This is a genomic window from Pseudomonas panipatensis, assembly GCF_900099785.1.
GTDB lineage: Bacteria > Pseudomonadota > Gammaproteobacteria > Pseudomonadales > Pseudomonadaceae > Pseudomonas > Pseudomonas panipatensis.
On the sequence record NZ_FNDS01000019.1, the window covers coordinates 21,372 to 35,622 of the forward strand.

15 protein-coding genes and 1 rRNA gene are annotated in these 14,251 nt (G+C 65.7%); 10 read left to right on the top strand and 6 right to left on the bottom strand.

Translation table 11 applies throughout. The features are described from left to right. Positions 1-102: 102 nt before the first annotated feature. From purE to BLQ74_RS26265, 4 genes are all read left to right on the top strand, one after another. On the top strand, positions 103-594 hold the full coding sequence (gene purE / locus BLQ74_RS26250) for a 5-(carboxyamino)imidazole ribonucleotide mutase (protein WP_090268371.1): 492 nt from the start codon (positions 103-105) through the stop codon (positions 592-594). A 91-nt stretch (positions 595-685) separates the two neighbouring features. Then, positions 686-1,771, top strand: a complete 1,086-nt coding sequence (locus BLQ74_RS26255; protein ID WP_090268374.1) for a 5-(carboxyamino)imidazole ribonucleotide synthase — start codon at positions 686-688, stop codon at positions 1,769-1,771. A gap of 116 nt (positions 1,772-1,887) precedes the next feature. Next, positions 1,888-2,133, top strand: coding sequence for a GlsB/YeaQ/YmgE family stress response membrane protein (locus BLQ74_RS26260; RefSeq protein ID WP_090268375.1), 246 nt, complete (start codon positions 1,888-1,890; stop codon positions 2,131-2,133). Between the two features lie 140 nt (positions 2,134-2,273). Beyond that, entirely contained in the window at positions 2,274-2,822 is a 549-nt protein-coding gene (locus tag BLQ74_RS26265; RefSeq protein ID WP_090268377.1) for a DUF3299 domain-containing protein, read from the top strand. Positions 2,823-2,881: 59 nt separating this feature from the next. Here BLQ74_RS26265 and BLQ74_RS26270 read toward each other — a convergent pair whose 3' ends face one another. From BLQ74_RS26270 to BLQ74_RS26280, 3 genes are all read right to left on the bottom strand, one after another. Next, positions 2,882-3,793 (bottom strand): D-hexose-6-phosphate mutarotase, encoded by a 912-nt coding sequence (locus tag BLQ74_RS26270; protein ID WP_090268379.1) that lies wholly within the window; start codon positions 3,791-3,793, stop codon positions 2,882-2,884. Positions 3,794-3,894: 101 nt separating this feature from the next. After that, on the bottom strand, positions 3,895-4,578 hold the full coding sequence (locus tag BLQ74_RS26275) for a GNAT family N-acetyltransferase (RefSeq protein WP_090268381.1): 684 nt from the start codon (positions 4,576-4,578) through the stop codon (positions 3,895-3,897). A gap of 14 nt (positions 4,579-4,592) precedes the next feature. Next, positions 4,593-5,042 carry a GNAT family N-acetyltransferase gene (locus tag BLQ74_RS26280; RefSeq protein ID WP_090268382.1) on the bottom strand — a complete coding sequence of 150 codons (450 nt, stop codon included), beginning with the start codon at positions 5,040-5,042 and terminating at the stop codon, positions 4,593-4,595. A gap of 106 nt (positions 5,043-5,148) precedes the next feature. Between BLQ74_RS26280 and pdxR the strand changes: the two genes are divergently transcribed. Beyond that, entirely contained in the window at positions 5,149-6,615 is a 1,467-nt protein-coding gene (gene pdxR, locus BLQ74_RS26285) for a MocR-like pyridoxine biosynthesis transcription factor PdxR (RefSeq protein ID WP_090268384.1), read from the top strand. Between the two features lie 36 nt (positions 6,616-6,651). Here pdxR and BLQ74_RS26290 read toward each other — a convergent pair whose 3' ends face one another. Both BLQ74_RS26290 and BLQ74_RS28300 read right to left on the bottom strand, forming a co-directional pair. Next, a complete protein-coding gene (locus BLQ74_RS26290; RefSeq protein ID WP_090268386.1) occupies positions 6,652-6,843 on the bottom strand; it encodes a hypothetical protein in 192 nt (63 codons plus the stop codon). Between the two features lie 173 nt (positions 6,844-7,016). Continuing rightward, a complete protein-coding gene (locus BLQ74_RS28300) occupies positions 7,017-7,289 on the bottom strand; it encodes a hypothetical protein (RefSeq protein WP_090268388.1) in 273 nt (90 codons plus the stop codon). Positions 7,290-7,593: 304 nt separating this feature from the next. On the opposite strand from BLQ74_RS28300, the gene betI reads away from it, so the two are divergent. From betI to betA, 3 genes are all read left to right on the top strand, one after another. Next, the gene (betI, locus tag BLQ74_RS26300; protein ID WP_090268390.1) at positions 7,594-8,187 is read left to right on the top strand and encodes a transcriptional regulator BetI; all 594 of its coding nucleotides are present in this window, start codon (positions 7,594-7,596) and stop codon (positions 8,185-8,187) included. Positions 8,188-8,235: 48 nt separating this feature from the next. Further along, positions 8,236-9,708 carry a betaine-aldehyde dehydrogenase gene (gene betB, locus BLQ74_RS26305; protein WP_090268392.1) on the top strand — a complete coding sequence of 491 codons (1,473 nt, stop codon included), beginning with the start codon at positions 8,236-8,238 and terminating at the stop codon, positions 9,706-9,708. 117 nt (positions 9,709-9,825) lie between these two features. Beyond that, a complete protein-coding gene (gene betA, locus BLQ74_RS26310) occupies positions 9,826-11,511 on the top strand; it encodes a choline dehydrogenase (RefSeq protein ID WP_090268395.1) in 1,686 nt (561 codons plus the stop codon). A gap of 129 nt (positions 11,512-11,640) precedes the next feature. Here the strand turns inward: betA and BLQ74_RS26315 are convergent, their stop codons facing one another. Then, a complete protein-coding gene (locus BLQ74_RS26315) occupies positions 11,641-12,045 on the bottom strand; it encodes an acyl-CoA thioesterase (protein WP_090268397.1) in 405 nt (134 codons plus the stop codon). A 254-nt stretch (positions 12,046-12,299) separates the two neighbouring features. On the opposite strand from BLQ74_RS26315, the gene BLQ74_RS26320 reads away from it, so the two are divergent. Both BLQ74_RS26320 and BLQ74_RS26325 read left to right on the top strand, forming a co-directional pair. Continuing rightward, positions 12,300-13,610 (top strand): MFS transporter, encoded by a 1,311-nt coding sequence (locus BLQ74_RS26320; RefSeq protein WP_090268399.1) that lies wholly within the window; start codon positions 12,300-12,302, stop codon positions 13,608-13,610. A 544-nt stretch (positions 13,611-14,154) separates the two neighbouring features. Next, positions 14,155-14,251, top strand: a 16S ribosomal RNA gene (locus tag BLQ74_RS26325); the annotation flags it as partial.

Genomic DNA, 14,251 nt, shown 5'->3' on the forward strand with positions numbered 1-14,251 from the left:
CGGCCCCGCTCGTCGGTTCGTCCATGAACAAGCCACGCCCCGAGAACGCGTGGCTTGTTGGTTTTTGACGCGCCACGCGGCGCACCACCAAGAGGCACGACGATGAGCGCACTGGTTGGCGTGATCATGGGTTCCAAATCCGATTGGAGCACCCTCAGTCACACCGCTGACATGCTGGACAAGCTGGGCATCCCCTACGAAGTGAAGGTGGTCTCCGCCCACCGCACCCCGGACCTGCTGTTCCAGTACGCCGAAGAGGCCGAAGGCCGTGGCATCGAGGTGATCATCGCGGGTGCCGGCGGCGCCGCCCACCTGCCGGGCATGTGCGCGGCCAAGACCCACCTGCCGGTGCTTGGCGTGCCGGTGCAGTCGTCCATGCTCTCCGGCGTCGATTCGCTGCTGTCCATCGTGCAGATGCCCGGCGGCGTACCGGTCGCCACCCTGGCCATCGGCAAGGCCGGCGCGACCAACGCGGCGCTGCTGTCGGCGAGCATCCTCGGCGGCAAGTACCCGCAGTACCACGAAGCGCTGAAGCGCTTCCGCGCCGAACAGACCGCGTCGGTGCTGGACAATCCCGATCCGCGTGAAGTGTAACGACGGTCTGCCGCGTAGCGGCCAGGCGGCGACGAATGCCGGCCTGGCCCGCGAGACCGCTGGACAGGTATAGGAACCACAGGCTCGAACTATGAAAATCGGTGTCATCGGTGGCGGCCAGCTGGGCCGCATGCTGTCCCTGGCGGGCACTCCGCTGGGCATGAACTTCGCCTTCCTCGATCCGGCGCCGGATGCCTGCGCGCAGGCCCTGGGCGAGCACATCCGTGCCGACTACGCTGACCAGGACCATCTGCGCCAGTTGGCCGAGGAAGTCGATCTGGTGACCTTCGAGTTCGAGAGCGTGCCGGCCGAGACCGTGGCCTTCCTCTCGCAGTTCGTACCGGTCTATCCGAGCGCCGAAGCCCTGCGCATCGCCCGCGACCGCTGGTTCGAGAAGTCGATGTTCAAGGACCTGGGCATTCCCACCCCGGCCTTCGCCGATATCCAGTCGCAAGCCGATCTCGACGCCGCCGCCGCCAGCATCGGCCTGCCGGCCGTGCTCAAGACCCGCACCCTGGGCTATGACGGCAAGGGCCAGAAGGTGCTGCGAGCGGCTTCCGACGTCGCTGGCGCCTTCGCCGAGCTGGGCAGCGTGCCCTGCATCCTCGAAGGCTTCGTGCCCTTCACTGGCGAAGTCTCGCTGGTGGCGGTGCGTGCCCGCGACGGCGAGACGCGCTTCTACCCGCTGGTGCACAACACCCACGACAACGGCATCCTGCGCCTGTCCATCGCCAGCTCCGGGCACCCGCTTCAGGCCCTGGCCGAGGACTATGTCGGTCGCGTGCTGGACAAGCTGGACTACGTCGGCGTGCTGGCTTTCGAGTTCTTCGAGGTCGACGGCGGCCTGAAGGCCAACGAAATCGCTCCGCGCGTGCACAACTCCGGGCACTGGACCATCGAAGGCGCCGAGTGCAGCCAGTTCGAGAACCACCTGCGGGCCGTGGCTGGCCTGCCGCTGGGCTCCACCGCCAAGGTCGGCGAGAGCGCCATGCTCAACTTCATCGGCGAAGTGCCGCCGGTGGCCGAAGTGCTGGCCATCGCCGACTGCCACCTGCATCACTACGGCAAGGCCTTCAAGGCCGGGCGCAAGGTCGGCCATGCCACCCTGCGCAGTGCCGATCTGCCGACCCTGAAGGCGCGTATCGCTGAGGTCGAGGCACTTATCGGCAAGTGCTGACAGCCCCGGCCACCTTCCCTTATGGCAGGTGGCCGAGTGGAACGGCAGGCTTTCCTACACTGTCTGAGGACAGGCGCGCCGCCCCCGCGGCGTGCTCACACGAAGGAGAGACTGCCATGGGCTTAATCGGAACCATCGTCATCGGCCTGATCGTTGGCCTGGTTGCACGCTTCCTCAAACCCGGCGATGACAACATGGGCTGGGTCATGACCATTCTGCTGGGCATCGGCGGTTCGCTGCTGGCCACCTACGGGGGCCAGGCGGTGGGCATCTACCACGCGGGGCAGACCGCCGGTTTCATCGGTGCCGTGGTTGGCGCGGTGCTGTTGCTGGTCATTCTCAATTTCGTGCGCAAGAGCTGACGCGTTCGTCGCGCTGGTCATTTGCCGGCCGATCCACAAGAATTGGCGCCGATTCCCCGCTCCGGCTGTCGCCGGGGCGGCGGAAGCTTCCTGTTTTCCCCGTGCTGAGGGAGCCTCCGTCCGGCTCCCGAGAGTGATCCATGCGTCGTACATTGCTTGCCTGCAGCCTGGCGCTGCTCACCACCCTGGCCCATGCCGGCCAGGCCGAACCGCCGGAAACCGACTGGTTGCAACTGATGCCGCCCAGCGACCGCAAGGCCCTGGAGGAGATGCCGGACATCGTTCACAACACCCCGGAAGCCGCCGGCACCTTCACCAAGAAAGGCGGCCTCAAGCAGAACGACAAGAAGCTGCCGCCGGTGATGTATTCGACCAAGACAGTGGCCGAACTGGCCGGCAAGCAGATCCGCCTGGGCGGCTACCCGGTGCCGCTGGCGAACGATGCCAAGGGCCGCGTCACCGAGTTCTTCCTGGTGCCTTATCCGGGCGCCTGCATTCACGTACCGCCGCCGCCGCCGAACCAGATCGTCCTGGTGCGTTATCCCAAGGGGCTGAAGATCGGCGATATCTACAACCCGCTGTGGGTGACCGGTACGCTGAAGGTGGAGACGGTCAGCAACGACATGGCCGATGCCGCTTATGCCATGGATGACGCCAAGGTACGCGCGGTGCAGGACAGCGATCTCTAACGGCCAGCGCTGGCGCAGCGGGGCCGGATCCTGGGATGCGGCTTGCCTCGGGGCGGGCCTCAGCCCTCCAGCGGCTCACTCCAGATTTCCACGCCCATGCACGCGCTGGCGCCCGGGGCGATGCGCTGCAGGTCGTCCCAGACCCGCGCCGTCTCGATGCATAGCATGCGCTGCCAGGCATCCTCGGCGAACTGCGAGAGGCGTTTGGCTTTCTCTACCCAGGGGTTCCACACCACCGCCGAGCGCGACTGGCTGGCGGCGATGCACAGGCGGCGGCGCCACTGCGGGTCGCGGATCGCCAGCGGGCGCTCGACGTCCAGGTAGATGCGATCGGTCTCGCCCTGGATGCGCAGCAGGCCGTCCTGGCGGCGCTCCTCCCAGTTCTCCAGCGTCTCGATGTAGCGGCAGCCCTGCAGGCCGTCGATGGCGATTTCGCGGCTGTCGCTGACGGCGAAGTAGGTGTGCAGCGCCTGGCTGATCGCCAGGGGCTCGGCGCCGAGATTGCGGGTGGTCAGCTCCAGGCCCAGGCGTTCGCCGAAGCGCATGCTCAGGCTCAGTTCGGCCTGGTGCGGCCAACCCGGCAGCCCATGCCGGGCGTCCAGGGCGAAGCGCACGCAGAGTGCGCCCTGTTCTTCGACGATGTCGTCCAGGCGCCAGTCGAGGCCACGCACCAGGCCGTGGGCGGGCGCGCTGTCGCCGCTGTGCATGCCGCGCACCGGCAGCGGGTTGCGCGTGAGGTCGCCGAACCAGGGCCAGCATACCGGCACGCCGCCACGCAGGGACTGGCCGTGCTTGTACTCGGCCTGTTCGCTGAGCCAGACCAGCGGCGGCTGTTCATGGGTTTGGTAGCTGAGCAGCTGCGCGCCTTGCTGGGCGATCAGCGCCTCGCCGTGGGCGGTGTGGATGCGCCAGCAGGGCAGCTCGTCGATCTGCACCTGTTCAACGCGGTAGCTGGGGGTGTCGCCGCTCATGTCGGTCTCCGGAACAGCAAGGGGAAAGCGTCAGTATCCCCCATCCCCTCGCTGCCGGGCAGTTCCCCGATGTGGATAACGCCAGCCCCGCGGCGCACCGCTCAGGCCCCGCGCAGAGCCTCCAGGGACTGCTTCTGGCGGCCCTCGGCGTCAAAGTTGGCCGGCGCCAGCCAATGCTCGAAGGCCAGCTGCCGCGCCGGCCATTCGTGGTCGAGGATGGAGAACCAGGCGCTGTCGCGGTTGCGGTCCTTGATCACCATGTGCTGGCGGAAGGTGCCTTCGTGGACGAAGCCCAGGCGCTCGGCGGCGCGCATGGAGCGGGCGTTGAGCGAGTGGCACTTCCACTCCAGGCGACGGTAGCCCAGCTCGAAGGCATGCTTGGCCAGCAGGTAGACCGCCTCGGTGGACCCGGGGCTGCGCTGCATGACGCGGCCGAAGGCGATGTGGCCGATCTCGATGACACCATCCTTGGGGGTGATGCGCAGGAAGCTCAGCAGTCCGCTGATGCGTCCGCTGCGGTGCTCGCGGACCGCGTAGAACTGTGGGTCGGCGCTGGCCGCGTTGGCCGCCAGCCAGGCGTCGAAGGGCGCGCGCTCGGCGAAGGGGCCGTAGGGCAGGTAGTCCCACAGCAGCGGGTCGGCCTCCGGTCCTTGCAGGGCGAGCCAGAGGTCGTCGCCGTGGCGCGTCGGGTCCAGCGGCTCCAGATCGACATAGCGGCCGCAGCGCTTTTCGTGCAGCGGAGCGGCCACGGGGTGCCAGTGCAGGGCGGGTGGTAGCGCGGTCATGGGTGGACTCCGGGTCAGAGGATCTTGCGGTACTGGATGAAGCCGGAACGGTCGGCGATCCGCTCGTAGAGCTGCATGGCGTCGGTATTGCTCTCGTGGGTCAGCCAGTGCACCCGCGAGGCGCCCGCCGCCCGTGCCCGGGCGTAGACGTGTTCGATCAACTGGCGGCCGACGCCGCCGCCACGCAGGCCTTCGGCGACGTAGAGGTCCTGCAGGTAGACATAGTCGCCCTGGGTCCAGCAGGAGCGGTGGAAGATGAAGTGGACCAGGCCGATGGCCTGGCCGTCGCGCCAGGCGAGGGCGGCGTGCATGGGTTCGGTCGGGTCGAGGAAGCGCTGCCAGGTGAGGGCGCTGGTGGCTTCGTCGATGCGGGTCTTGTAGAAGCGTTGGTAACCCTGCCAGAGCGGCAGCCAGGCGGCATGGTCGTCGGCGCTGACGGCGCGGATTTCAAGGGAAGTGGTCATGGGGTGGCCTTTTCGCGGAAGAATGCCTGCAGCCTAGATGCTGGATTGGTTCCACTAAAGATCCATTCGTGCTCAACTTCATGGAGCCAATTTGTCGAGGTCCCGTATGCGCCCCGCCTTGCCTTTCGATCCCTCGGGCATCCGCCTGGACCCGGCCCGTGGACTCGCCGCGCAGCTCTACCAGGCGCTGCGCGAGCGCATCCTCGACGGTCGCCTGGGCGCTCGCTCGCGCCTGCCGGCCAGCCGCGATCTGGCGGCGGCGCTGGGCGTGTCGCGCAATACCGTGGTGCGCGCCTACGAGCAGCTTTATGCCGAAGGCTATATCGAGGGCCGCACCGGCGATGGCACCTACGTCGCCGAGCGCGTGCAGCCGCCGGTAAAGCCCGTCGCGGAAGACGGCCAGGTGCCGGAGAGTGCGGCGCTGGCGCGTCTGCAGCGGCATCACCTGGCACCGCCGCCGGTGGGCGCGCCGCGTGCCTTTCGCGTGGGCGTGCCGGCGTTCGACCTGTTTCCCTTCGATACCTGGGCCCGTTTGCAGGCGCGCTTCTGGCGCAACCCGCCGGCGGACTGCCTGGGCTATGGCGACGCGGCTGGCGAATGGCGCCTGCGCGAGCTGATCGCCGCCTACCTGCGCAGCGCGCGCGGCCTGCATTGCGACGCCGCGCAGATCATCGTCACCAGTGGCGCGCAACAGGCCATCGCGCTCTGCGCCCAGGTGTTGCTCACGGCGGGCGACAGCGTGGCCATCGAGAATCCCGGCTACCGCGCTGCCGGCCACGCCTTCGCCACCGCCGGCGCGCAGTTGCATGGCGTGGCGGTGGATGCCGACGGCTTCTGCACCGAGCAGTTGCAGGCGCTTCCGGCCTGCCGGCTGGCCTATGTGACCCCGTCGCACCAGTACCCGACCGGCGTGACCCTGTCGCTGCCCCGGCGCCTGGCCTTGCTGGAATGGGCCGAGCGCTGCGGCGGCTGGATAGTCGAGGACGACTACGATGGCGAATACCGCTACAGCGGCACGCCGCTGATGCCGCTGGCGGCGCTGGATCGCCAGGGCCGCGTGCTCTATGTCGGGACCTTCTGCAAGATCGCCTTCCCGGCGCTGCGCCTGGGTTATTTGGTGGTGCCGCCGGCGCTGGCCGAGGCCTTTGCCCGCCGCCGCGCCCTCGATGTGCGGCATTCCGAGGTCGGCACCCAGCGGGTGATGGCCGATTTCATCGCCGATGGGCATTTCCAGCGCCATGTGCGGCGCATGCGTCGCGCCGCGCGTAGCCGCCGCGATGCGCTGTTGCGCGGCTGGCCGACAGTGCCGGGTTGCGCGCCGCTGCCGCTGGTGGAGGCTGGCCTGCACCTTTGCGTGCGCGTGGAGAGCCGGCAACGTGAGCAGGAATTGATCGCCCAGGCCAGGCAGGTCGGGGTGGAGATCAACGCCTTGAGCGACTACTGGCTGCCCGAATCCAGCGCGGCAGTGGATCAGCGTGCCGGCCTGGTGCTGGGCTTCGCCGCGGTGCCCGAAGCACGCATCGCCGAGGCGCTGAAGGCGTTGCGCAAGGCGTGGAATCTGGGCGCATCGTAGGATTCGCCGGTCCCCCGGGCGAGGCATTGCCCCCGCCTACCCGAGCGGCGGATCGGATCGCTTATCGCCTGGCTCCTCCGGCTCTGCCCAATAGGTCTGCTTGTGCCCGCGCGCCTGGTAATCGCGGGCCAGGGCTTCGGCCTCGTCCTGGCTCAGACCCCGGCGCATGACGAAGCGATTGCCGTTGTCGTCCAGGCGCAGCAGGCGCCAATGGCGCGCGTCAGGCATGGCGGGTGCGGTTCGGGGCGAGCGGCTGCATGGCATTCTCCGCGATTGCTTGGCAGTTACCCTAGCCCGCCACGCGCGGCCGCGCAGAAAAAAGAAAGCCCGGCGCGAGGGCCGGGCAAAAGTGCCTGCGAGGGGCAGGCGGGCGGCGCCGGGCTGGGCGCCGCCGGGGAGAATCAGTGCGCCGCTGTCAGGCTCGCTCGAACGCTGCCGGGCAGGGCTTCGTAGTCGGTGCGCATGGCCTTGTAGAGGCCGAAGATGAGCAGGATTAGCACGGCCGAGGAGGGCGGCCCGGCGAGCGCCACCACCGCCCGCATGGCGGTGACGTTGCCGGCGAAGAGCAGGCCGATGGCGGCGCTCAGAATCAGGATCGGGGCGCTGGCGCCGAAGAGCGCGATCGGACTCAGGCGGACCTGCTCGTTTGTTTTTCTTGGCGAAGCAGAACGCATGTCGAGGAAGACCCCATGGCAGTGAACGCATGGCGGCCGGTGACCGGTGCACGAGGCACGGCGACGAGCCGCGAACCATAGACACAGCATTGCCGCCGCGCCACTTCCAGCCGGGATTCTGCGATCCTTGGCCGCTGGAGGCGGCGCGGTGATGAACGGTTCGGGCCTGCTTGCACGCAAAGGCTCTGAAGGTTCACGAAGCGCAGCTTATTCTTAGTTGATTGAACGTTCAATAAAAACAAAATAGACTGCCCACATTGCGGCGGGACGGCCTCTGTCCGTCCTGCATGAGGAGAGAAACGAAATGCCCAAGGTCGGTATGCAGCCGATTCGCCGTTCGCAACTGATCCACGCCACTCTGGAGGCGGTGGACCAAGTTGGCATGAGCGACGCCAGCATCGCCCTGATCGCCCGCCTGGCGGGGGTCTCCAATGGCATCATCAGCCACTACTTCCAGGACAAGAACGGGCTCCTGGAGGCGACCATGCGCCACCTGATGTCGGCGTTGAGCAACGCCGTGCGCCAGCGCCGCGCGGCCCTGCGCACCGATGACCCGCGCGCGCACCTGCGGGCGATCGTCGCCGGCAACTTCGACAACAGCCAGGTCAACGGCCCGGCGATGAAGACCTGGCTGGCGTTCTGGGCGAGCAGCATGCACCAGCCCGCGCTGAGCCGCCTGCAGCGGATCAACGACCACCGTCTGTACTCCAACCTGTGTTGCCAGTTCCGCCGTGAACTGCCGCTGAAGCTGGCGCGTAGCGCGGCCCGTGGCCTGGCGGCGCTGATCGATGGCCTCTGGTTGCGTGGCGCGCTTTCCGGCGATGCCTTCGATACCGAGCAGGCCCTGGCGATCGCCTACGACTATCTCGACCAACAACTGGCCAAGCGCACCGATTAGCCGGGCGCGGCCTTACGTGCTGAAAACATAAAAGAGGACAGCAACCCCATGGCTCGATTCGACGTACAGAAGCTCTACATTGGCGGCCGTTATGTGGAGGCCACCAGCGGCGCCACCTTCGAGACGATCAATCCGGCCAACGGTGAAGTCCTCGCCCAGGTCCAGCGCGCCTCCAAGGATGACGTCGAGCGCGCCGTGGCCAGCGCCGTGGAAGGGCAGAAAGTCTGGGCGGCGATGACCGCCATGCAGCGCTCGCGGGTCCTTCGCCGCGCCGTGGAAATCCTCCGTCAGCGCAACGACGAACTGGCCGAACTGGAAACCCTGGATACCGGCAAGCCGCTGGCCGAGACGCGCAACGTCGATATCGTCACCGGTGCCGACGTGCTCGAGTACTACGCCGGCCTGGTCCCGGCCATCGAGGGCGAGCAGATCCCGCTGCGCCAGACCAGCTTCGTCTACACCCGCCGCGAACCGCTGGGCGTGGTCGCCGGCATCGGCGCCTGGAACTACCCGATCCAGATCGCCCTGTGGAAATCCGCCCCGGCGCTGGCTGCCGGCAATGCGATGATCTTCAAGCCCAGCGAAGTCACCCCGCTGAGCGTGCTCAAGCTCGCCGAGATCTACACCGAAGCCGGGCTGCCCGATGGCGTGTTCAACGTGCTCACCGGCAGCGGCCGTGAAGTCGGCCAGTGGCTGACCGAACACCCGCTGATCGAGAAGATCTCCTTCACCGGCGGCACCTCCACCGGGAAGAAAGTCATGGCCAGCGCCTCCAGCTCGTCGCTGAAGGAAGTGACCATGGAGCTGGGCGGCAAGTCGCCGCTGATCATCTTCCCCGATGCCAACCTCGATCGGGCCGCCGACATCGCGGTCATGGCCAACTTCTTCAGCTCCGGCCAGGTGTGCACCAACGGCACCCGCGTATTCATCCCGCGCGCGTTGCAGGCGCGCTTCGAGGAGAAGGTGCTGGAGCGGGTCAAGCGCATCCGCGTCGGCGACCCGCAGGACGAGAACACCAACTTCGGTCCGCTGGTCAGCTTCCCGCACATGGAAAGCGTGCTCGGCTACATCGAGGCGGGCAAGGAGCAGAAGGCCCGTTTGCTCTGCGGCGGCGAGCGGCTGACCCAGGGCGAGTTCGGCAAGGGCGCCTACGTCGCGCCGACCGTGTTCACCGATTGCCGCGACGACATGACCATCGTCCGTGAGGAAATCTTCGGCCCGGTGATGAGCATCCTGGTCTACGACGACGAGGAAGAGGCCATCCGCCGTGCCAACGATACCGAGTACGGCTTGGCCGCCGGCATCGTCACCCAGGACCTTGCGCGCGCGCACCGCGTGATCCATCGCCTCGAAGCCGGCATTTGCTGGATCAACACCTGGGGCGAATCGCCTGCGGAAATGCCGGTTGGCGGCTACAAGCAATCCGGCGTCGGTCGTGAGAACGGCCTGACCACCCTGGCTCATTACACTCGCATCAAATCCGTGCAGGTAGAGCTGGGCGACTACGCTTCGGTGTTCTGACCACCGCGATCGAGCCTTGAACGGCCGGTCGCCAGACAGACCGGCCATCCCGACTTCCAGACACCGGCGCGCCTGCGTCGCGGGCGGTGTCATGCCCAGAAAAAGAGGAAGGCCTGAATGTCCCAGGAATACGACTACATCATCATCGGTGCCGGTTCGGCCGGTAACGTCCTCGCCACCCGCCTGACCGAAGACCCGGACGTCAGCGTGCTGTTGCTCGAAGCCGGTGGCCCGGATTACCGCGCGGACTTTCGCACGCAGATGCCTGCGGCCCTGGCTTACCCGCTGCAGGGGCGTCGTTACAACTGGGCCTACCTTACCGATCCCGAGCCGTACATGAACAACCGCCGCATGGAGTGCGGGCGCGGTAAGGGTCTGGGCGGTTCCTCGCTGATCAACGGCATGTGCTACATCCGTGGCAACGCCATGGACTTCGATGGCTGGGCCAAGGCGAAGGGTCTGGAAGACTGGACCTATCTCGACTGCCTGCCGTACTTCCGCAAGGCCGAGACCCGTGACATCGGTCCCAATGACTACCATGGCGGCGACGGCCCGGTGAGCGTGACCACGCCCAAGGCCGGCAACAACCCGCTGTTCCATGCCATGGTCGAGGCCGGCGTGCAGGCTGGCTTCCCACGCACCGAAGACCTCAACGGCTACCAGCAGGAAGGCTTCGGTCCGATGGACCGGACCGTGACCCCGCAGGGCCGCCGTTCGAGCACCGCGCGTGGCTATCTCGATCAGGCCCGCGAGCGCAGCAACCTGACCATCGTCACCCACGCCCTGACCGATCGCATCCTCTTCGATGGCAAGCGCGCCATTGGCGCGAGCTACCTGCTCGGCAACGACAACGCCTTGCAGGAAGCCCGCGCGCGGCGGGAGGTACTGGTCTGCTCCGGCGCCATCGCTTCGCCGCAATTGCTGCAACGCTCCGGCGTCGGCCCGGCGCCACTGCTGCGCGATCTTGGCATCCCGGTGGTGCACGATCTGCCGGGGGTTGGCGCCAACCTTCAGGACCACCTGGAAATGTACCTGCAGTACGCCTGCAAGCAGCCGGTCTCGCTGTATCCGGCGCTGCAATGGTGGAACCAGCCGCAGATCGGCGCGGAATGGATGTTTCTCGGTACCGGCCTGGGGGCGAGCAACCAATTCGAAGCTGGCGGCTTCATTCGGACGCGCCCGGAATTCGAGTGGCCGAACATCCAGTACCACTTCCTGCCGGTGGCGATTAACTACAACGGCAGCAACGCCGTGAAGGAGCATGGCTTCCAGGCCCACGTCGGCTCCATGCGTTCTCCCAGCCGAGGGCGTATCCACGTGACCTCGCGGGATCCACGCAAGTACCCGAGCATCCTCTTCAATTACATGTCCACCGAGCAGGACTGGCAGGAGTTCCGCGACGGCATCCGCATCACCCGCGAGATCATGTCGCAGCCGGCGCTGGACCCCTATCGCGGTCGCGAGCTGAGCCCGGGCCTGGATAGGAAGAGCGATGCGGAGCTGGACGCCTTCGTTCGCGAACATGCGGAAACCGCGTTCCACCCATCCTGCTCGTGCAAGATGGGCGAGGACGATATGGCCGTGGTCGATGGCCAGGGGCGCGTCCATGGGATGCAGGGATTGCGGGTGGTGGATGCGTCCATCATGCCGCTGATCATCACCGGCAACCTCAACGCCACCACCATCATGATCGCTGAGAAGATCGCCGACCGTATCCGTGGGCGTCAGCCGCTGCCACGCAGCACCGCCGACTACTACAAGGCCAATGGCGCGCCAGTGCGCGGCAAGCCGGTTCGGGGCTGATCAGGATCGTAGAAGAAGCGGGCGGCCGATGCAGGTCGCCGGCACTGTGCAGCTCGCGCCGATCGGCGCGGGGCTGAACATGCGGCTGTCGAGGCGGCGCCTGTTCAGGCCCCTTCCTCTATATAGGGCTTATCCGCGGCGCGGCGGTACCGGGCGAGTCCGTCCGCTGCCGTCGATGGCGACGAATACGAAGACCGCTTCGGTCACCTTGCGCCACTCGCTGGACAGCGGATCGTCGCTCCATACCTCGACCAGCATGCGAATCGAGCTGCGCCCGACCTCCAGCGTCTGGGTATAGAAGGACAGTTGCGCGCCCACGGCGACCGGCACCAGGAAGGCCATGCGGTCGATGGCCACGGTGGCGACCCGGCCACCAGCGATGCGACTGGCCATGGCGGTGCCGGCGAGGTCCATCTGCGCGACCAGCCAGCCGCCGAAGATATCGCCAAAGCCATTGGTCTCGCGCGGCAGCGCAGTGATCTGCAAGGCCAGGTCACCCTGGGGGATGGGGTCTTCTTGTTCGAGCTCGATCATAGGTAAGGGCCTCTTGCCCCGACAGTCTCGTTGCTGAATGCGGTTAAGGAAAAACTCTCCCAAGATTCCTGTCGGCGCAAGACCTTGGGGCAGCTTTCTGATCGGCTCGGCCGGGCCGGCCTGCGCATTATATAGAGGCAGGCGGAGCGCGACGACCGCGGATGGCGCTATCTGTGTCGGATTGGCGCAATTTGCTATGGTGCGGCACCCGCGGTGGTTCGCCGCACTCTGCCAGCCTGTCGAGAACGCCTGTCATGTCATCCGCGAACGCTCCAGTCGCCCGGCCGCTCACCCGCAGCGACTACAAGACCCTGTCCCTGTCCGCCCTGGGTGGTGCGCTGGAATTCTACGACTTCATCATCTTTGTGTTCTTTGCCACCGTGGTCGGCAAGCTGTTCTTCCCGGCCGACATGCCGGATTGGCTACGCCAGTTGCAGACCTTCGGTCTGTTCGCCGCTGGCTATCTGGCGCGGCCACTTGGCGGCATCGTCATGGCTCACTTCGGCGACCTGCTGGGGCGCAAGAAGATGTTCACCCTGAGCATCTTCATGATGGCCTTGCCGACCCTGGTCATGGGTCTGCTGCCCACCTATGCGCAGATCGGCATCTGGGCGCCGCTGGCATTGTTGCTGTTGCGGGTGATCCAGGGCGCCGCCATTGGCGGGGAAGTCCCCGGTGCTTGGGTATTCGTTGCCGAGCACGTGCCGCAGCGGCATGTCGGTTATGCCTGCGGCACCCTTACCTCCGGGCTGACCGCGGGCATTCTTATCGGCTCGCTGGTCGCCACCCTGATCAACAGCCTGTTCAGCGCGGAAGAGCTGCAGGGCTACGCGTGGCGTATTCCTTTCCTGCTGGGGGGCGTCTTCGGTTTGTTCTCGGTATACCTGCGCCGTTGGCTGCATGAGACGCCAGTGTTCGCCGAGCTGCAGTTGCGCAAGCAACTGGCCGACCAGGTGCCGCTGGGGGTGGTGGTGCGTGAGCATCGCCCGGCTGTTGTCATTTCCATGCTGCTGACCTGGCTGCTGTCCGCGGCGATTGTCGTGGTCATCCTCATGACGCCGTCGGTGCTGCAGAGCGCTTATGGCGTCAACCCAGCCACTTCGCTAAAGGCCAACAGCCTGGCCATCGTCTTCCTCACCGGCGGCTGCATTCTCGCTGGCCGTCTGATCGACCGCCTGGGTGCGGGCCGTGTCTTCACCATTGGCAGCCTGCTGCTGGGTGTCGTGTCTTGGATGTTCTACAGCAGCCTGAAGGGCCATCCGGACTGGCTCTTTCCGCTTTATGCGCTCACTGGCCTGTGTGTCGGCCTGGTTGGCGCGGTTCCCTACGTGATGGTCAATGCCTTCCCGGCAGCGATCCGCTTCAGCGGGTTGTCCTTTTCCTACAACCTTTCTTACGCCATCTTCGGTGGCCTGACACCCATGGTGGTGGCCCTTCTTATGAAAGAGGACCCGATGGGGCCGGCTTACTATGTGGCGGCGCTTTGCCTGGTCGGCTTCCTGGTCGGCTGCTACCTGCTGGCTCGGGAGGGCCGAGCTGGCGGCTCTTCCATCGTTGTGAACTGATCAGTCGGACAGCTTTTTGAGAAATACTTCAGAAATGCGTTGACGGGGGATTTTGAGTCCCTATAATGCGCACCACTCTCAGCGAGAAGGCGATGAAAAAGCTTGAAAATCAAGCACTTACAGTTTTCTAAGTTGAGAGTGGTGATCTGGCGAGCGGGTTCGCTTGCTTTCTTCGGTTGGTTGCTACGGCACGCTGAAGGCGGTCATCGAGGTGCTTGACAGTGATTTTGATCGCTGTAGAATGCGCCTCCCGCTGATGAGAAGGTTGAATTCTCGGAGGCGCAAGCGGTTGAGTAGAAAAGAAAATTTTCGAAAATAGCGCTTGACGGAACGAGAGGTTGCTGTAGAATGCGCGGCCTCGGTTGAGACGAAAGCCTTAACCAACTGCTCTTTAACAAGTTGAATCAAGCAATTCGTGTGGGTGCTTGTGAGTTAAGACTGGTGATCGCAAGATTATCAGCATCACAAGTAACACTCGTGAATTCGAGAGTTTTTTGCGATTGCTGAGCCAGGTTTAGGGTTTTCTCAAAACCCGATCAGTATTGAACTGAAGAGTTTGATCATGGCTCAGATTGAACGCTGGCGGCAGGCCTAACACATGCAAGTCGAGCGGATGAAGAGAGCTTGCTCTCTGATTCAGC